This window comes from Paraburkholderia sp., assembly GCF_050742655.1.
Lineage (GTDB): Bacteria > Pseudomonadota > Gammaproteobacteria > Burkholderiales > Burkholderiaceae > Paraburkholderia.
The window spans coordinates 225189-245218 of the sequence record NZ_JBOIGG010000002.1 but is presented as its reverse complement, the minus strand read 5'-3'; the positions used below and the strand labels follow the sequence as shown (position 1 = coordinate 245218).

Annotated in this window: 18 protein-coding genes; 14 read left to right on the top strand and 4 right to left on the bottom strand. The window is 64.7% G+C overall.

Annotated elements, in window-relative coordinates; genetic code table 11:
• Window positions 1-396 precede the first annotated feature (396 nt).
• Window positions 397-1689 (top strand): sugar efflux transporter, encoded by a 1293-nt coding sequence (locus ACREXZ_RS03725; RefSeq protein ID WP_431762683.1) that lies wholly within the window; start codon window positions 397-399, stop codon window positions 1687-1689.
• Between the two features lie 13 nt (window positions 1690-1702).
• On the opposite strand, the gene ACREXZ_RS03720 is transcribed toward ACREXZ_RS03725, so the two are convergent.
• Window positions 1703-2593 carry a LysR substrate-binding domain-containing protein gene (locus ACREXZ_RS03720; protein ID WP_431762682.1) on the bottom strand — a complete coding sequence of 297 codons (891 nt, stop codon included), beginning with the start codon at window positions 2591-2593 and terminating at the stop codon, window positions 1703-1705.
• 169 nt (window positions 2594-2762) lie between these two features.
• On the opposite strand from ACREXZ_RS03720, the gene argH reads away from it, so the two are divergent.
• The 8 genes from argH to ACREXZ_RS03680 all read left to right on the top strand — a co-directional run bounded on the left by argH (window position 2763) and on the right by ACREXZ_RS03680 (window position 10953).
• Window positions 2763-4190: an argininosuccinate lyase gene (gene argH, locus ACREXZ_RS03715; protein ID WP_431762681.1), complete on the top strand. Its 1428-nt coding sequence runs from the start codon at window positions 2763-2765 to the stop codon at window positions 4188-4190.
• On the top strand, window positions 4184-5086 hold the full coding sequence (locus ACREXZ_RS03710) for an amino acid ABC transporter permease (RefSeq protein WP_431762680.1): 903 nt from the start codon (window positions 4184-4186) through the stop codon (window positions 5084-5086). Before argH ends, ACREXZ_RS03710 begins: the two co-directional genes overlap by 7 nt.
• A 37-nt stretch (window positions 5087-5123) precedes the next feature.
• Window positions 5124-5888 carry an amino acid ABC transporter ATP-binding protein gene (locus ACREXZ_RS03705; RefSeq protein WP_431762679.1) on the top strand — a complete coding sequence of 255 codons (765 nt, stop codon included), beginning with the start codon at window positions 5124-5126 and terminating at the stop codon, window positions 5886-5888.
• 63 nt (window positions 5889-5951) lie between these two features.
• Entirely contained in the window at window positions 5952-6821 is an 870-nt protein-coding gene (locus ACREXZ_RS03700) for an ABC transporter substrate-binding protein (RefSeq protein WP_431762678.1), read from the top strand.
• Window positions 6808-7731 carry a polysaccharide deacetylase family protein gene (locus ACREXZ_RS03695; protein ID WP_431762677.1) on the top strand — a complete coding sequence of 308 codons (924 nt, stop codon included), beginning with the start codon at window positions 6808-6810 and terminating at the stop codon, window positions 7729-7731. Before ACREXZ_RS03700 ends, ACREXZ_RS03695 begins: the two co-directional genes overlap by 14 nt.
• Window positions 7728-8654 (top strand): polysaccharide deacetylase family protein, encoded by a 927-nt coding sequence (locus ACREXZ_RS03690; RefSeq protein ID WP_431762676.1) that lies wholly within the window; start codon window positions 7728-7730, stop codon window positions 8652-8654. The genes ACREXZ_RS03695 and ACREXZ_RS03690 overlap by 4 nt, the downstream gene beginning before the upstream one ends.
• Window positions 8651-10054, top strand: coding sequence for an MmgE/PrpD family protein (locus ACREXZ_RS03685; protein WP_431762675.1), 1404 nt, complete (start codon window positions 8651-8653; stop codon window positions 10052-10054). The genes ACREXZ_RS03690 and ACREXZ_RS03685 overlap by 4 nt, the downstream gene beginning before the upstream one ends.
• Before the next feature lie 44 nt (window positions 10055-10098).
• Window positions 10099-10953, top strand: coding sequence for an ABC transporter substrate-binding protein (locus ACREXZ_RS03680; protein ID WP_431762674.1), 855 nt, complete (start codon window positions 10099-10101; stop codon window positions 10951-10953).
• Window positions 10954-10958: 5 nt separating this feature from the next.
• Here ACREXZ_RS03680 and ACREXZ_RS03675 read toward each other — a convergent pair whose 3' ends face one another.
• A complete protein-coding gene (locus ACREXZ_RS03675; RefSeq protein WP_431762673.1) occupies window positions 10959-12023 on the bottom strand; it encodes an LLM class flavin-dependent oxidoreductase in 1065 nt (354 codons plus the stop codon).
• A 284-nt stretch (window positions 12024-12307) separates the two neighbouring features.
• Between ACREXZ_RS03675 and ACREXZ_RS03670 the strand changes: the two genes are divergently transcribed.
• The 3 genes from ACREXZ_RS03670 to ACREXZ_RS03660 all read left to right on the top strand — a co-directional run bounded on the left by ACREXZ_RS03670 (window position 12308) and on the right by ACREXZ_RS03660 (window position 17508).
• Window positions 12308-13177, top strand: coding sequence for an aliphatic sulfonate ABC transporter substrate-binding protein (locus tag ACREXZ_RS03670; protein ID WP_431762672.1), 870 nt, complete (start codon window positions 12308-12310; stop codon window positions 13175-13177).
• A gap of 130 nt (window positions 13178-13307) precedes the next feature.
• Window positions 13308-14600 (top strand): acyl-CoA dehydrogenase family protein, encoded by a 1293-nt coding sequence (locus tag ACREXZ_RS03665; protein WP_431762671.1) that lies wholly within the window; start codon window positions 13308-13310, stop codon window positions 14598-14600.
• A 721-nt stretch (window positions 14601-15321) separates the two neighbouring features.
• Window positions 15322-17508: a M1 family metallopeptidase gene (locus ACREXZ_RS03660; protein WP_431762670.1), complete on the top strand. Its 2187-nt coding sequence runs from the start codon at window positions 15322-15324 to the stop codon at window positions 17506-17508.
• A 137-nt stretch (window positions 17509-17645) separates the two neighbouring features.
• Here the strand turns inward: ACREXZ_RS03660 and ACREXZ_RS03655 are convergent, their stop codons facing one another.
• Both ACREXZ_RS03655 and ACREXZ_RS03650 read right to left on the bottom strand, forming a co-directional pair.
• The gene (locus tag ACREXZ_RS03655) at window positions 17646-17813 is read right to left on the bottom strand and encodes a hypothetical protein (RefSeq protein ID WP_431762669.1); all 168 of its coding nucleotides are present in this window, start codon (window positions 17811-17813) and stop codon (window positions 17646-17648) included.
• Window positions 17814-17917: 104 nt separating this feature from the next.
• Window positions 17918-18439 (bottom strand): Lrp/AsnC family transcriptional regulator, encoded by a 522-nt coding sequence (locus ACREXZ_RS03650; RefSeq protein WP_431762668.1) that lies wholly within the window; start codon window positions 18437-18439, stop codon window positions 17918-17920.
• 173 nt (window positions 18440-18612) lie between these two features.
• Between ACREXZ_RS03650 and ACREXZ_RS03645 the strand changes: the two genes are divergently transcribed.
• Together ACREXZ_RS03645 and ACREXZ_RS03640 are read left to right on the top strand one after the other, a co-directional pair.
• Window positions 18613-19629, top strand: coding sequence for a 1-aminocyclopropane-1-carboxylate deaminase (locus ACREXZ_RS03645; RefSeq protein WP_431762667.1), 1017 nt, complete (start codon window positions 18613-18615; stop codon window positions 19627-19629).
• A 144-nt stretch (window positions 19630-19773) separates the two neighbouring features.
• Complete coding sequence (locus ACREXZ_RS03640; RefSeq protein WP_431762666.1) at window positions 19774-20028, top strand: XRE family transcriptional regulator; 255 nt, start codon at window positions 19774-19776, stop codon at window positions 20026-20028.
• The last annotated feature ends 2 nt before the right edge of the window (window positions 20029-20030 follow it).

Below are 20030 nucleotides of genomic sequence, written 5' to 3'. Positions count from 1 at the left end.
GTTCCTCGACACTATAGTTCGCAGAATGTGAACCGTTGGTGATTACATCAATATCAACCCAGGATGCATACGTTGTCCACGGGTTGTGCGCGCTTTAGATGCACGAGTCGCAATGCGTGTGCGTATCGCACTGTGCGGGTGCGTGATGATGTGCATGATCGAGGGCACGACGGCTGATACTTTTCGATACGCGTGCGTCGACGTGCTGGTGAAAATGCATGGTCGTAGTGACGCATATGAGCGCGATGCGTGTGCCGCACATCGGGACGCGGATCACGACACTGACGAAGACGCAACCGCGAGCACCGGGACGTCGTCATCGCGATCGTCTCCCGAAAGGCTTAACATCGAGGTTTTGCCGCGCGGCCGGCCCACCGTCCCCATTCCAAGTTCTCGATGAACTCCCGACTCACCGACCTCGCCCGCATCCCCTCTTTCATTCCGCTTGCCGGTGCCACCCTGATGCTGGGCGTCGCGATGTCGTTCACCGCGCCGTACCTGTCGCTGTTCGGCGTCGAGCATGCGGCGATGACGCCGCTGCAACTCGGGCTGTTCATGACGCTGATTGCTGCGAGCGGTGTCGCGGCGAGCGCATGGGCCGGTAAATGGTCGGATCGCCACGGCCACCACCGCGCGCTATTGATCGCCGCGCTGATCGCGGCGACGCTCGGCTTCCTGTCGCTGTGTTTCGTGCGCGACTACCGCGCGCTGCTCGTGATTGCCGTGCTGTTTCTCGGCGCGGGCGGCTCGGCAATGTCGCTGGTGTTTTCATTTGGGCGTGCGGCGCTGCAGGTGCGCAACGAAGCCGAGCGCACGTTCGCGACGGCGACGCTGCGCACAGTGCTGTCGGGCGCGTGGGTGTTCGGGCCGTCGGTGGGCGCGCTGGTGCTCGCGGCCGGGGACTTCTACGGGCTGTTCCTGTTCGCCGCGGCGAGCTTCGCGGGCTGCGGCGTGATCGTCTGGCGGATGCGCGAAGCGCCAGGCGGCGTGCCGCCCGAAGTGCCGGGGCACGTGGCGGGCGATCCCGCGTCATCGCTGGAAGTGACCGTGCGCGAACCCGAGACGCCGGTGCAGCCCGACTTCGTGCATCCGGTCGCGCCGTCGCGGCTCATCTGGCGTTCGGTGATCGCGCTGACACTGATCGGTCTCGCGGCCAACGCGACGATGATCGTGTTGCCGCTGTATGTCGTGCATGGACTCGGCGGCGCGCGCATCGACGTGTCGATCATGCTCGGCCTCGGCGCGTTCCTCGAGATCCCGATGATGCTCGCGCTCGGCGCCCGTGGTTCGTCGCTGAACAAACTGCGCTGGCTCGCCGCATGCGCGGCCGTGCACGTCGTGTACTTCGTCGCGCTCGCAGCGGCCGGGTCGATCCCGGTGCTGATCCCGATGCAGGCACTGAACGCGTTCGTCGTCGCGGTGACGTCGTGCCTCGGGATGACCTACGTGCAGGATCTGATGCCGCGCACGCCGGGCGCCGCGACCGCGCTGTTCTTCAACTCGGCGCGGGTCGGCTCGATCCTGTCGGGGGTGCTGTCGGGGCTGCTGGTCGCGGCGCTCGGCTATCGCGGGACGTTTCTCGTGTGCGGCGTGCTCGCGGCCGGCGCGCTGATCCTGTTCGCCGATCCGCCGTGGGGGCGGATGTGGCGCGCGGTGCGGGACTGGCGGCGCTCGCGCGAGCTCTACTGAACGCGGTTTGTGCCTACTCGTGCGTCTGCTGCTGCAGCCACACGAGCAACGGCTTCAACTTCTCGCGGTACTCGTTGCGCGGCGGATGCACGAGGTAATAGCCCGCGCCCGTTTCGAGTACCCGCGAAAACGGCCTGACGAGCGCACCGCTCGCGAGGCTCTCCTGCAACAGATTCAGATCGCCTAGCGCGACGCCGAGACCGCGCGCGGCCGCGCTGAACGCGAGGTCGAGCGTGTCGAATACCTGTTCGCGAAACGTGTGTGCGGCCAGTTCGCCGTTTTCCTGCTGCAGCCATAGCATCCAGCCGCGTCGGCCGAAACTCGAATGCAGCAGCGTGTGAGACTTGAGGTCCGCGGGCTCGGCGAGCGGTGGCGTGCCTTGCGCGATCTGCGGCGAGCACACGGGCGTGAGCCGCTCACGCATCAGCGGCGTCGCTTCGAGTCCATCCCAGCGGCCGGTGCCGAACAGGATCGCCGCGTCGAGCGTGCCTTCGCCGAAGTTGGTCGGCAGGAACCACGCGGTATCGATGTTCAGCTGCGTGCCCGGCGCCTGCATATAGAAGTCGGGCAGACGCGGCAGCAGCCAGCGCGCGGCCAGCGTCGGCGTGACGCGCAGCGTGACGGTCTGGCCGCCGATGCTCGTGATCTGCATCGAGCGGCGCGCAGTGGCCAGCAGTTCCTCGACGATCGGCACGAGCCGCTGGCACTCGACCGTCGGCACGACCATCCGCGTATGGCGGACGAACAGCGCGCAGCTGAAATACTCCTCGATCTGCTGGATGTGCCGGCTCACGGCGCTCTGGCTTAGAAACAGCTGTTGCGCGGCCGCGGTGAAACTGCCGCAGCGCGCGACGACCAGCAACGTCTGCAGCACATTGAACGGCGGATAGCGCTCGATCTTCATTTATGCGATTCGTGCATGGGAACCATGAGATTTTACCGTTTGCCGCCCTAAATTTGGCGTTCATAAAATCGACTCGACCTATGGCTTCAACTGCCTCGACCTTGTCGTGCGGGCCTGCACGACGTACCGCAGCCGCTCGCCTTCCACCCTTCTTACACGGAGTTTTCGCATGACCCAGCACACCGACCGGCTATGGGGTGGACGTTTCCGGACGGGTCCGGCCGCGGCGCTGACCGCGCTGTCGCGCTCGGATCCGAGCTTCTTCCGGCTTGCCCCGTACGACCTGGCCGGTTCGCGCGCGCATGCGCAGGAACTGCTGCGAGCCGGGATTCTCGACGAAGCCGAACTGCGGCAGCTGCTCACGGAAATGGACCGGCTGGAGGCGCAGTTTGTCGCCGGAGAAGTCGGGCCCACGCCGGAAGACGAGGACGTGCACACGTTTCTCGAGCGCGAACTGACGCAGCGGCTCGGCGCGACCGGCGGCAAGCTGCGCGCGGGCCGCTCGCGCAACGACCAGGCCGCGAACGACCTGCGGCTGTATCTGCGGGACAAGGCGCGCACGCTGACGCACGCCGTGATCGATCTGCAGAATGCATTAATCGACCAGGCGAATGCGCATATCGCCAGCGTGGCGGCCGGCTTCACACACCTGCAGCCCGCGCAGCCGGTGGTGTTCGCGCATCATCTGCTCGCGCACGCGCAGTCGATCTACCGCGACATCGACCGGCTGGTCGACTGGGATCGCCGCAGCGCGCGCTCGCCGCTCGGCGCCGCCGCGCTCGCGGGTTCGGCGATCTGCGTGCATCCGGAACTGTCGGCGGCCGAACTCGGCTACGACGGCCCGTGCGAAAACTCGATCGATGCGGTCGCGTCGCGCGACCACGCGGCGGAGTTCGTGTTCGTCGCGAGCATGCTGGCGGTGAACCTGTCGCGGCTCTCCGAGGAAGTGATCCTGTGGACGTCGCGGCAGTTCGGCTGGGTCGTGCTCGACGACGGCTACGCGACCGGCAGTTCCATCATGCCGCAGAAGAAAAACTCCGACATCGCCGAATTGACGCGCGGTAAGGCGGGCCGTCTGATCGGCAACCTCGGCGGCCTGCTCGCGACGTTGAAGTCGCTGCCGCTCGCGTACAACCGCGACCTCGCCGAAGACAAGATCGCCGCATTCGATTCGATCGACACGCTCGAACTCGTGCTGCCCGCGATGGCCGGGATGATCCGCACGATGCGCGTGAATGTCGACGAGATGCGTCGTCAGGCGCCGCTCGGCTTCACGCTCGCGACCGAGGTCGCGGACTGGCTCGCATTGCGTGGCGTGCCGTTCAGCGAGGCGCATGAGATCACCGGCGCGCTGGTGCGCACGTGCGAGGAGCAGGGCATCGAACTGTCCGACGTGTCGACGACGACGCTCGAACAGGTCGACCCGCGTCTGACGCCGACGGTACTCGCGCACGTGACGCTCGAAGCAGCGGTGGCCGTGCGCAGTGGCTACGGCGGTACCGCGCCCGTGCGGGTTGCCGAGCAGATCGCGCGGTTGCAGGCCGCGCTCGCGCGGCAACTGGAGTGGGCCGCTTCTTACGGAGGACCGACATGTTGAGCGCATCGAGGAACGGACAGCCAGCGGTGCTCGCTGCGGACGAAGCGAACGAAGCTGACGGGTTTGCCGACATCTCGCAGCTCGAACACGTCAAGCGCCGCCACTGGGGCCGCTATCTCGCGTCGGTGCTGATCGTCGCGGCAATCGTCTACGTGGCGGTCGCGTTCGCGCACGGACAGATCGAATGGCGCTACGTCGCGCGCTTCCTGACCGCGCGTTCGATCCTTACCGGCCTCGTGAACACGGTCGTCATGACGGTGCTCGCGATGGCGCTCGGCATCGTACTCGGCGTGCTGACCGCGATCATGCGGCTGTCGACGAACCCGGTGGTGCGCACCGTCGCGCAGGGCTACGTGTGGCTGTTCCGCGGCACACCGGTCATCCTGCAACTGCTGCTGTGGTTCAACCTTGCGCTGGTGTTTCCGTCGATGGGTATTCCCGGGCTGTTCGAATTCCGCACCGTCGACGTGATGACGCCGTTCCTCGCCGCGCTGCTCGGCCTCGGCATCAATCAGGGCGCGTATACGTCGGAAGTGGTCCGCGCGGGGCTGCTCTCGGTCGACACCGGCCAGTACGAGGCGGCGAAGTCGATCGGTATGCCGCGGCTGCAGGCGCTGCGCCGCGTGATCCTGCCGCAGGCGATGCGCGTGATCGTGCCGCCGATCGGCAACGAACTGGTCGGCATGGTCAAGCTGACGTCGCTCGCGAGCGTGATCCAGTACGCGGAGATGCTGCACAACGCGGAGAACATCTACTACGCGAACGCGCGCGTGATCGAACTGCTGATCGTCGCGGGCATCTGGTATCTGGCGGTCGTGACGGTGCTGTCGTTCGCGCAGGTGCGCGTCGAACGGCACTATGCGCGCGGCGCGGGCCGCGCATCCGGGCGGCAGTGATGCGTCGCGAACAGAATCTCAACGGGAGTCACGCGACATGAATCCGATCGTCCGCGCCGTCGACGTGCGCAAGTCGTACGGCGATTTCAAGGCGCTACAGGGCATCACGCTCGACATTCCGAAAGGCGAAGTGCTGTGCGTGATCGGGCCGTCGGGCTCGGGCAAGAGCACGTTCCTGCGCTGTATCAACCAGCTCGAGGTAATCGACGGCGGCGCGCTGTGGGTCGGCGGCGAACTGGTCGGCTACCGTCGCGTCGGCAACCGGTTGTACCCGCTGTCGGAACGGCAGACCGCGCGGCAGCGGCTCGCGACCAGCATGGTGTTCCAGCGCTTCAACCTGTTTCCACACAAGACCGCGCTCGAAAACGTGATCGAAGGACCGGTGCAGGTGCTGAAGCGCCGCCGTGCCGACGCGATCGACGAAGCACGGGCGCTGCTTGAACGCGTCGGCCTCGGCCACAAGTGCGATGCGTTTCCGGTCGCGCTGTCGGGTGGACAGCAGCAGCGCGTCGCGATTGCGCGCGCACTGGCGATGCGTCCGCAACTGATGCTGTTCGACGAACCGACGTCCGCGCTCGATCCCGAACTGGTCGGCGAAGTGCTCGCCGTGATGCGCGATCTCGCGCAAAGCGGGATGACGATGATCGTCGTCACGCACGAACTCGGCTTCGCACGCGAGGTGGCGAACCGGGTCGCGTTCATGGATCAAGGACAGATCGTCGAGAGCGGACCGCCCGACCAGGTGTTGTCGCAGCCGCAGCAGCGGCGTACCCAGGACTTCATTTCGGCCGTGCTGGCCTGACGTAGCGCATCGCGCATTCCCTGCCGTGTCACGCACGGTTCACTTCGACTAAGGCGAGTTTTCATGAACGCATCCTTTTGTTTGCGGCGTCCGCTGGCGCGTGCCGTGCTGGCTTTTGCGGTGCCGTTGTCCGCCGTACTGGCGGTGCTTGTCGCCCCGTGCGCACAGGCGGCCGGCACTACGCCACCGATCGGCAAAACCACGCTGATCGCGGCGATCGTGCCGAACTATCCGCCGTTCGAATACAAAGACCCGGCCACCGACAAACTGATGGGCTTCGACGTCGACCTCGGCGAGGCGCTCGCCGCGAAACTCGGCGTGAAGCTGCAGTGGGAAGAGACCAGCTTCGACCAGATGATGAATGCGCTCACCACGCATCGCGTCGACGTGATCCTGTCAGGGATGACGGATCTGCCGTCGCGTCGCGACGCGGTCGATTTTCTCGACTACATCACCACCGGTCCGCAGTTCTACACGGTTAAGGCCCGCGCCGGTGAATTTCCGGACATGCTCGCGCTGTGTGGCAAGACCGTCGGCACGAGCCGTCGCACGTCGTTCCCCGATGACATCGCGAAGTGGAGCAACGCGAACTGCGTGAAGGCGGGCAAGAAGCCGATTAACGTGGTCGGCACGAACGGATCGTCCGATGCGCGCGTGCAACTGCGTCAGGCGCGTCTCGACGCGGCGGTGCAGGGCGGCGAGACGCTGCCGTACCAGAATTCGATCGAGGAGAACGCGTATGCGCCGATCGGTAAGCCGTTCCTGTCGCAGTACACGGGCATCGGCATCTCGAAGAGCAGCCCCGCGATCAACGCGGGGCTGACGTCGGCGCTCAACCAGCTGATCGCGGACGGTACCTATCAGAAGCTGCTCGCGAAATGGGGGCTGCAGGCCCACGGCGTGCAGAAGGCGGTGCTCAATGCCGATAATTGAACGGCATGTGCGCGGCGCGATGCCTGCGCGAGCGCATGCCGAAGCGCCGCGCTGGCCGCATGGACAGCGGTCGTGTGTCGCGCTCGCGTTCGATCTCGACGGCCCGACCGGCGACGCGATGCTCGACGGCTCGATCTGGCGTAATCCCGCGTACTTCACGCTCGGCAGCTACGGGCCGTGGCGAGCGTTGCGCCGCCTGCTCGACATGTTGTGCGAACGCAGCGTGCCCGCGACGTTCTTCGTGCCCGCGTGGGTCGTCGAGCACTGGCCGCGGCAGTGCGCGGCGATCATCGAGGGCGGTCACGAGATCGCGTATCACGGCTATCGGCACGAGGCGTTCTGGACGCTCGATCGCGACGGTCAGCGCGCCGTGATGGAGCGTTCGGCGCAGGTGTTCGAACGGCATCTGGGCATGCGGCCGGTCGGTTTTCGCACGCCTTCGGGCGACTGGGGACCCGACACGCTGCGCGTGCTCGCCGAAGCCGGCGTGCGCTATTCGAGTTCGATGCGCGGCGACGACCGGCCGTACCTCGTGCACGCGGAAGGTATCGCCGAGCCGATGGTCGAGATTCCTGGCCGTTGGGAACTGGACGACTACGCGTCGCTGGCGTATCACCGCAATCCGGATTTTCCGGCGAGCCTGGACCGCATCGCGAGCTACGACACGACGCTCGATAACTGGCGGCGCGAGTTCGACGGCTCGCATCGCGACGGGCTGTGCCTGACGACGCTGTTTCATCCGAAGGTGTCGGGCAAGCCGGGGCGCATTCCGCTGCTCGAACGACTGATCGATCACATGCGCGAGCAGGACGGCGTGTGGTTCGCCGCCTGCCGCGACGTCGCGCAATGGTGGCGCGACACGTATGCGGCGGGTGCTTCCGAGGATGTTCCGCAGGATCTTCGAAGATGAGCATGAAAGACAACGAACACAGGACGTGGCCGCAGCGCGCGCGCAGCGCCGTCGTCGTCACGGTCGATTTCAACGACGACCTCGGCATTCTTACGCAGGAGCCGCGCATCGCGGGCCGCGAGAAATCGCTGTCGGTGTGGCGCTACGGCGCGAAGCGCGGCGTGGACCGGGTGCTCGACGCGCTCGACGAAGCAGGCGTACGTTCGAGCTGGTTCGTGCCTGGCCAGGTCGCGAGAACGCATCCGGCGCTTGTACGCGACATCGCTTCGTGCGGCCATGAACTCGGCACATCGGGTGACCGCTGCGAGAACTTCGACACGTTGACGCTCGCCGAGCAGCAGCATGCGCTCGCGGCGGGACTAGACGCACTTGCTTCGGTGACTGACCATCGCGCACAGGGCTTTCGTTCGTTCTGCGGCAACTGGGCGCCGGGTTTCGCGAACGTGCTGCGCGACGCGGGTATCACGTGGTCGTCGTCGTGGCGCGGCGACGATCTACCGTACTTTCACCTTAACGATGGCGCCACCGACGCACAAGTCTCGCCACTCGTCGAACTGCCGCTGCACTACGAACTCGAGGACGAACCGTACTTCGTCTACAACCTGTCGCCGCCAGTACCGGTCGGGCAGCCGCGCATTCCGTCGTACCGCGAAGTGCTGTCAAACTGGAAACAGGACTTCGCCGCGTTCCATCGCTTCGGCCTGTGCTTCGTGCTGCGGCTGCATCCGGAGATCATCGGTACCGCGGGACGCATCGACGTGCTCCGCGAACTGCTCGCGGACATCCGTTCGCACGACGACGTGTGGTTCGCGACCGGCGCCGAAGTAGCCGACTGGTGGCGGCAGAGCGTCACGGGCAACGAACCCGGTCATCCGGTCGAGGTGTTCGCGCGCTATCGTCAGACAGGGCAGGTGGCCGCATGAGCGCACGCGACCTGTCGCTGTCCGAACAGCTCGCGGGCTTCGTCGCCGGTCTGCCTGACGATGCGCTGCCCGAACTGGTCGTCGAGCGCGCGAAGCGCCATGTGCTCGACACGCTCGGTGCGGCGCTGGCCGGATCGACCGCGCTCGAAGCGCGTAGCGCGCGTGCAATCATGCAGCCCGCGCGCGCGGGAGACGCCGGCACCGCAAGCGCATGGGGCACCACGCTCGCGTTCGGCGCGCGCGACGCGGCGTTCGTCAACGGCGTCGCCGCGCATGCGCTTGAACTCGATGACTCCGGCGGCTGCGATCATTCGGGCGCGGTCGTCTTGCCGGCCGCATTCGCCGCACTCGCGTGCAGTACACGGCCGGTGTCGGGCCGCGCGTTCGTCGCCGCGGTCGTGCTTGGCTACGACGTGGGACGCCGCGTACTCGAAGCGTGCGGTGGCTACTCGCCGCACAACGGTCGCGGCTGGCATTCGACGATGACCTGCGGCGTGTTCGGCGCCGCCGCCGCGGCGTCGCGATTGCTCGGGCTCGATGCGGCACAGACCGGCGCGGCGTTCGGCCACGCGGGCAGCTTCGCGGGTGGCCTGTGGGGTTTTATCCACGATGCGTCGCAGACCAAGCGGATGCATACCGGCCGCGCCGCGGAGGGCGGCCTGCTCGCCGCGCTGCTCGCGCGCGAGGGCGTGAGCGGCCCGAGCCAGGTTTTCGCCGACGTATGGGGTGGCTTCTTCAACGCGTTCGCCCCCGATACGCAGGAGCCGGCCGCATTGCTCGCCGAACTCGGCACGCGCTGGAAACTGCTGCGCTGTTCGATCAAACCACATGCATCGTGCCGCAGCGCGCACGCGGCCGTCGATGCGGCGCTCGAACTGCTGGGCCATCGCGCGTGCGATCTCGAAGCGCTGGATCGCGTGCACGTGCGGCTTAGTGGATTCGTCGAACGGATGTGCGGCGGACGTGATCTGCATCCGCTCGCGTCCGCACAAATGAGCTTGCCGTATGCGCTCGCCGCGGCGCTCGTGTATGGACACGCGGGGCTCGACGTATACGCCGATGCTCAGCGCCGCGATCCGCGCATCGAACGGGCGATGGTGCGCATCGTGCTCGAAGTGGACCCCGAAATGTCGGACCTCGATGAGCCGTTCGTCACGCTTGTGCTGCACGGTGCCGCGCCGCGTTCGATGCAGGTGCCGGTGCCGCTCGGCGATCCGCGCAACCCGCTGTCCGACGACGCGCTGTTCGCGAAGTACCGCTCGCTCGCCGGTCTCGTGCTCGCCGATGAAGCGCGCGATGCGCTCGCCGACGCAGTGCTCCGCCTCGAACGCATCGACGACGTGCGGACACTGCTGCCGTGGCTCGCCGGCCACGCGGACGCTCGTGCCCCCTCGTGTTGAACGCTCGCCGATTTCCGTTGCTTACTTTTCTAAGGATGTCATCGATGAATTTTTCCCCGCTGCGCACCGCTTCCGGCCTGGTGGCACTCTGTCTGTCGATGCTGTACGGCATCGGTGCCGCGCATGCGCAGGCGTTGCCCGATGCGATTGCGAAGTCGAAAACGATCAAGGTCGCGGTCAATTCGATCTACCCGCCGATGGAGTACAAGGACCCGGATAGCGGCGAGCTGGCTGGCTTCGACATCGATCTCGGCAATGCGATCGCGAAGGAACTCGGCGTGAAGCTCGACTGGCAGGAATCGGCCTTCGAGCAGTTACTGCCGTCGCTCGCGACCGGGCGCGTCGACATGATCCTGAGCGGCCTGAGCGACGTGCCGAAGCGTCGCGACAGTGTCGACTTTCTCGATTACCTGAATTCGGGCGCGCAGTTCTACATTCTTGCGTCGCGTGCGGGTGAGATCCGCGACGCGGTCGATCTGTGCGGCAAGGCGGTCGGTACGAGCCGCAGCACGTCGTTTCCTTCGGACGTCGCCGCGTGGAGTGCGCAGCATTGCGTCGCAGCCGGCAAGCCGGCGATCACCGTGACCGGCACCGAAGACACGTCGGCCGCGAGGATGCAGCTGAAACAGTCACGCATCGCGGCGGGCGTACAGGGCAGCGAGACGCTGCCGTATGCGATGAAGCTCGAACCGAACACGTACAAACCGATCGGCGAGCCGTTCGCGAGTTCGCCGGAAGGGATCGCGTTCGCGAAGACCAATCCAAAGCTGCGCGACGCGGTGCTCGGCGCGCTGAACCGGCTGGTCGCGAACGGCACGTATCGTGCGATCGTCGTGAAGTGGGGGCTGCAGTCGAGCGCCGTTGCGAAGATCGGGGTGAACGGAGTCACCGCGCCCTGAACGCATTATGATGCCGCTTCGAGCGCCCGCACGCGTGGCATCACTTCTTCGGCGAAGCGTCTCATGTCCGCTTCGAACGGTTGAAACTGCAGCATGAAAAGCTCGATGCCCGCGCGGCGAAACGCGACGATTCGCTGCGCGACCGCGTCGTAGCTACCGACGAGTCCCGCCGCCGTGCCGCCGTTCGAACCGACGCGCGGCGTCTGCGCGAACGTCTGGAACATCACGGCCTTCGGATCGATATTCGCTTTCTGCTGCGCGCGCAGCGGCGCATCCTTTGCGGCGAGGGCAAACAGATGCGCGAGATGATCGGCGGCGAGCGCATCCGATTCGCGCGCAATCGCGAACGCCGACAGCCCGAAGCGCAGCGGCGCTGCGCCATCGGGGCGCGGGCGGCGTGACACGTCGGCGATCAGCGCGGCGACGTCGTCGAGCGGCTGGCCGTTGATGAACCACACGTCGCCCGCATCGGCGACGAGCGCGCGCGCCGGCTCCGATTCGCCGCCTACGTAAATGCGTGGCCGCGCGCGGAACGGATCGGTCGGCCGCAGCTGGTAGTCGTCGATTTGAAAATGCTCTCCATCGAGGCGCGTGCGTTCGCCGCGCAGCAGCGAATCGACCACAGTGATCCATTCGCGTCCGTACGCATAGCGCGCGTCGTGCTCCGCGAAGCCAATGCCCGCGCGCTCCAGTTCCGGACGATTCCACGCATTGACGAGATTCAGCGCGAAGCGGCCGCCGCTGATGTGCTCGATCTGCTGCGCCATCTTCGCGAGCACGACAGGGTGGTACAGGTACGGCTTGATCGCCGCGATGATCTCGATGCGCGACGTTAACGCGGCGAGTGCGGCTGATGCGGTCCACGCTTCGAGTTGATCGAGGTTCGGATCGTGCGGATTGATCGTGTGTTGCGCGACCAGCACCGAGTCGTAGCCGAGGCGCTCCGCTTCGAGCACGAGCGCGCGGTTGCGCGTCCACGATGCGTCGTACGGTTCGTCGGGATCCTGCAACGCCGCGCGGCTGCCGTGAACGAGTGCCCAGATGCCGAAGCGGGCAGGGAAGGTCGACATGAAAAAAACGCTCCGCGAATAACCGTTGAATAGTCGGACGATCATGATGCCTGTCTGCTCGAGCAGATGTTCCAACTTCTGTCGATATCGATCGATGAAATCGGCATTTGGCGGATGCCGCATTGTTTATATATTGGTCGGTTCCCTGGTTAACCGGATTCCGATCAATGCGTGCCTTCCTTTTCCGACTCTTTCGTCTGCGAACCTTTTCTGCGGGGCTAGCACTTGCCGGTGCATTGACCTGCGCGCTCCTCGCACCGCGTGCCGCGGAGGCGCGTGAGACCGTGTCGATCAGCTACCAGCGTTCGTCGACGCTGTTTCTCCTGCTCAAGCGTACCGGCGAGCTGGAGAAGAAGCTCGGCGCGCTTGGCTACGACGTCAGCTGGCACGAGTTCTCGACGGGCCTGCTGCAATCACTGAACGCGGGGAGCGTCGATCTGCACGCGGACGTCGCCGATGCGTTCGCGCTGTTCACGCAAGCCGCCAACGCGCCGCTCACGTATTACGCGGAGGAAACATCGGCGCCGTCCGCGCAGGCGATCATCGTGCCGCCCGACTCGCCGATCCATATGGTCGCTGATTTGAAGGGCAAACGCGTCGCCGTATCGAAAGGCTCGGGCTGCAATTTCCTGCTGCTGGCTGCGCTCGCGAAGGCGGGCCTGACGATCAACGACATCCAGGTCCGTTACCTCGAAGCACCCGACGCGCTCGCCGCGTTTCGCGGCGGCAACGTCGATGCGTGGGTGATCTGGGATCCGTTCCTTGCCGCGCAGCAGCGCGAAGCGCACGTGCGCGTGGTCGCCGACGGCTCGGACGGGCTCGCGCAGTACAACCGTTTCTATACGGCGACGACATCGTTCGCGGAGCGTCATCCGGACGTGCTGCGTGTCGTGTTCGACGAACTGAACGAAACCGGTAAATGGGTGAAGGCGCATCCGCAGGAAGCCGCGCAGATTCTCGCGCCGGTGTGGGGCAACCTGCCGGCGCCGACCGTCGAACTCGCGAACCGTCGGCGCAGCTATGCGATCGTGCCGGTGCGGCGCGACCAGCTCGGCGACCAGCAGCGGATCGCCGATACGTATCATGCGGCCGGGTTGATTCCGGCGACGCTGAAGGCGACTGATATTCGGATCTGGACGCCGCCGGCGCATTGAGCAGTTCATGTCTGCAACGCGAAAGCCACGACGTGCACGTATCCCTGCATATCGTTATCGCCTTTTCTTGGTTGCCTGCGACCACACCCGAAATCTATTCTGGCTCGTTGCAGACCTACCGGAGAGCACCATGACGACGATCCCGGTCCCGTTTCGGGACACGGAAGCGCCCGCCAACGACGCCGAACTCGATGCCCGCTTTGCGCCCGTGTTCGAACGCATTGCCGCGGGCAACATCGACCGCGAACAGCGCCGCGAACTGGCGTACGACCCCGTGCACTGGCTGAAGGAAGCTGGTTTCCCCGCGCTGCGCGTGCCGCGCCGCTACGGCGGCCTGGGTGCGACGCTGCCGCAGTTTTTCCGCTTGCTGACGCGGCTCGCCGAAGCGGATTCGAACTTGCCGCAGATCCTGCGCGTGAATTTCGGCTTTATCGAATCGCGGCTCGAAAGCGAGGACGAAGCGCTGCGCGAACGCTGGCTCACGCGGATCGCCGCAGGCGAGACGGTCGGCGCAGCGATCTCGGAGCGCACGGGCGCAACGCACAACACGGTCACGCTGTCGCGCAACACGAACGGCGACGGCTGGACGTTGAACGGCGAGAAGTACTACAGCACCGGCACGCTGTACGCGGACTGGATCGACGTGGCGTCGCACGATGGCGACGACGATGTACGCGTGCTGGTGCGCGGCGATGCACCGGGCGTCACGCGTCTCGACGACTGGGACGGCTTCGGCCAGCGCCTGACCGCAAGCGGCACGACGCGCTTCGATGCAGTCCACGTGCCCGACGATCAGATTCTCGTGCGCTACAAGGGCTCCGAGCCACGTCGCAATACGTCGCTGACCGCGTTCTATCAGACCGTGCATCTGGCGACGCTCGCGGGCATCGCGCGTGCGGTGCTGCGCGACGGCGTCACGTTCGTGCGCGGTCGAACGCGCACGTTCGGCGTGGCGGGCCGTTCGAGTCCGCGCGACAACCCGCTCGTGCATCGCGTGGTGGGGCGTCTCGCGAGCCTCGTGTATTCGGCGGAGAGTCTCGTCAGCGCGGTGTCTGCTGCGCTCGAAAGGGCATGGCAAGACCGGCTCGCCGGCCGCGCGACGACCGACACCTACATCGCGCTCGACGTCGAAGCGTACCAGGCGCAGCAGATCGTGATCGAGCAGGTGCTAGAGGCAGCGACGCTGGTGTTCGAAGTGGGCGGCGCATCGGCGACGAGCGAAGCGCTGCGACTCGATCGTCACTGGCGCAACGCGCGCGTGATCGCGTCGCACAATCCGGCGATCCAGCGCGAGACCGCAGTCGGCAATTTCCATCTGAACGGCACGCCGCCCGCCGAGCGCTTCAGCCTCGTGCACACGAAAGCGGAACTGGTCGGTGCGCCGGCTACGGATGACTACGAGCAGGCGGCAGTGCTCGACTGACGCGGTGTGACGCTCGCGGTGGCCGCTAGGTGGCCGCCATAGCGGCGTACCCCTCGCCGATATCAGCGCGGCTTGCACCCCTTCGACTCGCTGCCAGACAGCGGCCGCGTTTCATCGCTCAGCGTTGACGTCGTCGTGATCGGCGGGCGGCGACCGCGTAAGCGTGGCCGCCGATATCCCTTCTCATATTCTTCCATCTGTATCTTGATATTCGATCGATTCATCGAGATTAAAGCACGGCATTTTTATTCTGCTGCAATGCGGAGAAACCATTAATACAGGTTAATCGCGAATCCACCGATTAATTGTTGTGTCAATGCGTGTCAACAAGCTAATCCTCAATAATTGTTTTCAACTACCTTCCGGGAAGAAATTTTTTGAAAGCAAGTTGACACGGTATCGTTTGCCAAATTAATCTTCCTTCCATCGCCGACAGCCCGCCGGTCTGAATATCTTTCCAGCAAAGGCAATCAGACCGCCCGGGTGCATGGCGAATTCTGCGAAGACGAAGCCGCGCCAGAATGGCTTCCTTCAAACTGTTTTTCTAACCAGGGAATGAGCATGCAAAGAATCAGCTAATCGCGCTGAGGGTAATGCACGTCCGTTTGTCGAGAACTCCGGTTACTCGCGTGGGAGACCATTCGCTTCGCGAAAAGTGAATCCATCAATAACGAGGTTATAACCGCACATTTTCCAGTCATTTTGCCGGTTGAGGATCAAAATGCGTATAAATTTCCGATTGCAGATACAGTGCCTGGCATTAGCCGGGATACTGGTGTTGAACGGGTGCGGCGGCGGAGACAGCCCGCAGTCGATTTCGAACAAGACCCAGACGGGCCCATCCGTGCCCGCGTCCGAAGCCGCGGTCGTGCCGCCGGCCGCACCGGCCGTCGCCAATCCGACGATCAACAAGACGGTTTCGCCGGTCGAGTTGCCCGACACGGTGACGCCGCTCAACTACAAGCTCTGGTTCCGTCCGAATCCGGCGCTGTCTTCGTTCGACGGCCGCGCGGACGTCGAGATCAAGGTGCTCAAACCGGTCAACGCGATCGTGATCGCCGGACACCGGGTCAAGTTCGTCAACGGCAAGACGACGCTGCAGCCGGGCAACGTGCAGCTGATCGCGACGCCGCAGGACGACGGCGACCACTACCAGCTGCGACCGGTCAGCGGGCAGATCGCAGCGGGCACGTATTCGCTGCATATGGAGTGGTCCGGGATCATCAACTTCAAGACCTATGACGACCCGGTCGCGAAGACCGGCGGCAGTTGCGGCGACGATCACTACCCAGGCTGCTCGGCCGCCGAAGGCGTGTTCCGCGTCGACCTGAAGTCGACCGACGGTACCACCAGCGGCGCGATCCTCACGCAGGGCGAAAGCGATCTCGCGCGGCAATGGTTCCCGGGCTGGGACGAGCCCGCGTTCCGTCCGACCTACGAGGTCAGCGCGGAAGTGCCGCAGAACTGGCGTGTCGTGTCGAACGCGGCGGAGTTGCCGGCGGTGAACGTCGATAGCGGCTACAAGCTGGTGTCGTTCGAAAAGACACCGCCGATGCCGTCGTATCTGCTGTTCTTCGGCGGCGGTCAGTTCGACGTGCTCGAGGACGACTTCACGAGCCCGCTGCCCGACGGCAAGGGTCTGCATCTGCGCTTCTTCACGCCGCCCGGCATGAAGGACTGGGCGAAGCCCGCGATGCAGGAAACGAAGCAGGCGCTCGACTACTACTACCGCTATACCGGCATCCCGTTGCCGCTGAAGAAGTTCGATACGATCGCGGCGAACGATGCGTTCAAGGCGCAGAAGGATCTGAACTTTGGCGGCATGGAGAACTGGGGGGCGATTCTCGAGTTTGCCGACGACATCCTGCCACCGCCCGGCACGCCGATGTCCGACTACGGCCTCGTGGTTCTGACGCACGAAGCGTCGCACCAGTGGTTCGGCGATCTCGTGACGCTCGACTGGTGGGACGACGTGTGGCTCAACGAGTCGTTCGCGACGTTCTTCGAGACCAAGACCAAGATCCGTTTCTTCCCGGACCGCTTCAACTGGGTCAACGAAGTACGCAACAAGTACGCGGTGATCTCGGCGGACCTGAAGTCGACGTCGTTCCCGGTGCAGCCGAATTTCAACGCGTGGGCGTCGAACGATTTCGTGCTGAGCGCGAGCGCGTTCACGTACGACAAGGGCGGTCACGTGCTGAAGATGCTCGAGAACTATCTCGGCGAAGATGTGCTGCGTAAGGGGCTGCAACAGTATCTGGCCGACTACCAGTTGGGCAACGGTACGCCGAAGCGTCTGTGGGACGAACTGTCGACGGCGAGCGGCCAGTCGATCGGTCCGATCGGCGACAGCTTCGTGCGTCAGACCGGCGTACCGCTGGTGTCGCTCGATACCCAATGCGACCTGACGAAGAACCAGACCGTCGTGACGCTGAAGCAGTCGCCGTATCCGAACCAGAACCAGTATCCGGGTACACAGTGGACCATTCCGCTGACGCTCGCATACGGCAACGGTCTCACGAACCGCAAGACGATCGCGATGAAGGACACGCAGATGCAGGTGCGGCTCGACGGCTGTTCCGCGGTGCTGGCCGACCCGACCGGGCTCGACTACTACGTGACGAACTACGGCGACAACGCGTGGAGCCAGTTGCTGGCCCAGGGCAGCGCATTGCAGGACCCGGTGCTGCTGACCAGCCTGCAGATGGAAGCCGCGCTGCTCGTGAAGTCGGGTCTCGCCGCGCCGTCGCGGGCGACGAGCATCGGTTCGATCAACCCGGCTGCGCTCGCCGTGATGCGTCAGCAGTTCAAGGCTACGCCGCAGGTGCAGTCCGCCGACCAGGTGCAGCCGCAACGTCCGACGATCCGGTTCCAGGGGCAGTTCAAGCTGCGCCAGAAGACCGAGTAATGGTGACGCTCGGGTGACGTTCGGGTGAAGTGCGCGCGGGCCGCATGATGTGACGTGCGGTTCGCGTGGCGAGGTCCGGTGCGATGCGCCGGACTTCACCGTTGCTGACGCCTGCTTTCATGTTCCGTCGACGCGTGTCAGGTTTTTCGTCTTCGTCTGCGTTGTGACGCACGCGTGCCAATGATGTTCAGCACCTGGGCTGCGCCGACCTCGATGGCAAGTATCGCGAACAGCAGGAGGACAGCGAGCGTGAGCCTGACGATGATCATATTTTCTGCAGTAGCCTTACGTTTGGCATCGGACACGCTGTCACGCTGACCATTGCCAGCGGACTCTCCGCGTTTCCGCGCACGTGATCCTGTCTCGCATCGTACCGCAGGAGCCATGAGGTACGCCGGCTCGGTGCCACTCACGACAGCGGGATCTCCGTCGTCGACATAATTTCCTTGAGCACCATGAAGCTGCGGATCTGCCGCACGCCGGGCAGATACAGCAGTTGCTCCGCGTGCAGCCGATTGAAGCTGTCGCTGTCGCGCGTGCGGATCAGCATGAAGTAATCGAATTCGCCGGTCACGACATGGCACTCCATGCACCCGACGACCTTGCGCGCCGCTTTTTCGAACGCGGCAAACGACTCCGGCGTCGACCGGTCGAGCACGAAACCGATCACGACCGCCATCCCCGCGCCCAGTCCCTCGGGATCGAGCAGCGCGACGACGCGGCGGATCAGTCCGGCTTCCTTCAATCGTTCGACGCGCCGCAGGCAGGCCGGAGCGCTCAGCTTCACGCGCGCGGCGAGGCTCACGTTCGAGATCGATGCGTCCTGCTGCAGCTGCTTCAGGATCGCGCGGTCGATCCGGTCGAGCGGCGTCGGGGCCCGTTCGGTATGCGCGGTACGGTCAGGCACGCGGCGAAATTTTGTTGCGTTCATGAACGGTCCTGAAAAATTTAGGAAAGTCAAAAAGCCGATGTGAAAGTGGATATTCGGTACTGAATGCCGAATTCGCAAGCTCATTTTGCCTGTAATTTCCTACCATGTATCAACCGCAACGACGGCCCCGTTCCATGTCCCGTCCCGCGTCCATCGACGAACCGAGGTCCTCCATGAACCTGAAACGCTTTCCCCGCTATCCGCTGACTTTCGGCCCGACGCCGATCCAGCCGCTGCGCCGGCTGTCCGAACACCTTGGCGGCAAAGTGGAGCTCTACGCGAAGCGCGAAGACTGCAATAGCGGTCTCGCGTTTGGCGGCAACAAGACCCGCAAGCTCGAATATCTGATTCCCGAGGCGCTGGCGCAGGGTTGCGACACGCTGGTGTCGATCGGCGGCATCCAGTCGAACCAGACGCGCCAGGTTGCCGCGGTCGCCGCGCACCTCGGGATGAAGTGCGTGCTGGTGCAGGAGAACTGGGTCAACTACTACGATGCGGTGTACGACCGGGTCGGCAACATCCAGATGTCGCGGATGATGGGCGCCGACGTGCGTCTCGTGCCCGACGGTTTCGACATCGGGTTTCGCCGCAGCTGGGAGGACGCGCTGCAAAGTGTGCGCGATGCGGGTGGCAAGCCGTATGCGATTCCGGCCGGCTGCTCGGATCATCCGCTCGGCGGCCTGGGTTTCGTCGGCTTCGCGGAAGAGGTGCGGCAGCAGGAGGCGGAACTGGGGTTTCGCTTCGATTACATCGTCGTGTGCTCGGTGACGGGCAGCACGCAGGCGGGGATGGTCGTGGGATTCGCCGCTGATGGACGCGCCGATCGCGTGATCGGTATCGACGCATCGGCGAAACCGGAGCAGACGCATGCGCAGATTCTGCGAATTGCACGCAATACCGCGGAGCAGGTCGATCTCGGTCGCGACATCGCGGCTGAAGACGTCGTGCTCGACGTGCGTTATGGCGGACCCGAATACGGCCTGCCGAACGAAGGGACGCTCGAAGCGATCCGGCTGTGTGCGCGGCACGAAGGCATGCTGACCGACCCGGTTTACGAAGGCAAGTCGATGCACGGGATGATCGACAAGGTGCGGCGCGGCGAATTCCCGCCGGGCTCGCGCGTACTGTATGCGCATCTCGGTGGCGTGCCGGCGCTCAGCGCGTATAGCTTTATTTTCCGCGACGGTTGAGTGTGGACGGGGCGTCGCTATGCGGTGTGTCTGCGTCCGGTATTATTCGTGTAGAGCATAAACGTAAAATATTCTCTATAGGAATATTTGAATATTATTCCTGACAGGAATATAGTGTGGATATTCTCCATGGGAATATTCGCCATGAAACTTGTCATGAGTACGCCGGCCCAACTGGCAGAAATCCTGTCGTCGGCCAGGAAGGCGAAGGGCATGACGCAGGCGGAAGCCGCGTCGCGGGTCGGCATCGGGCAGCCGCGGCTGTCGCTGCTCGAGACCACGGCTACCGAGACGATCACGCTGAACCAGATGCTCGCGCTGACCGCGCTGTACGGCCTCGAACTGTGCGTGCAGTCGAAGGGCGATGCAGTGGCGGACCACGCACAGGCGGAGTGGTGACG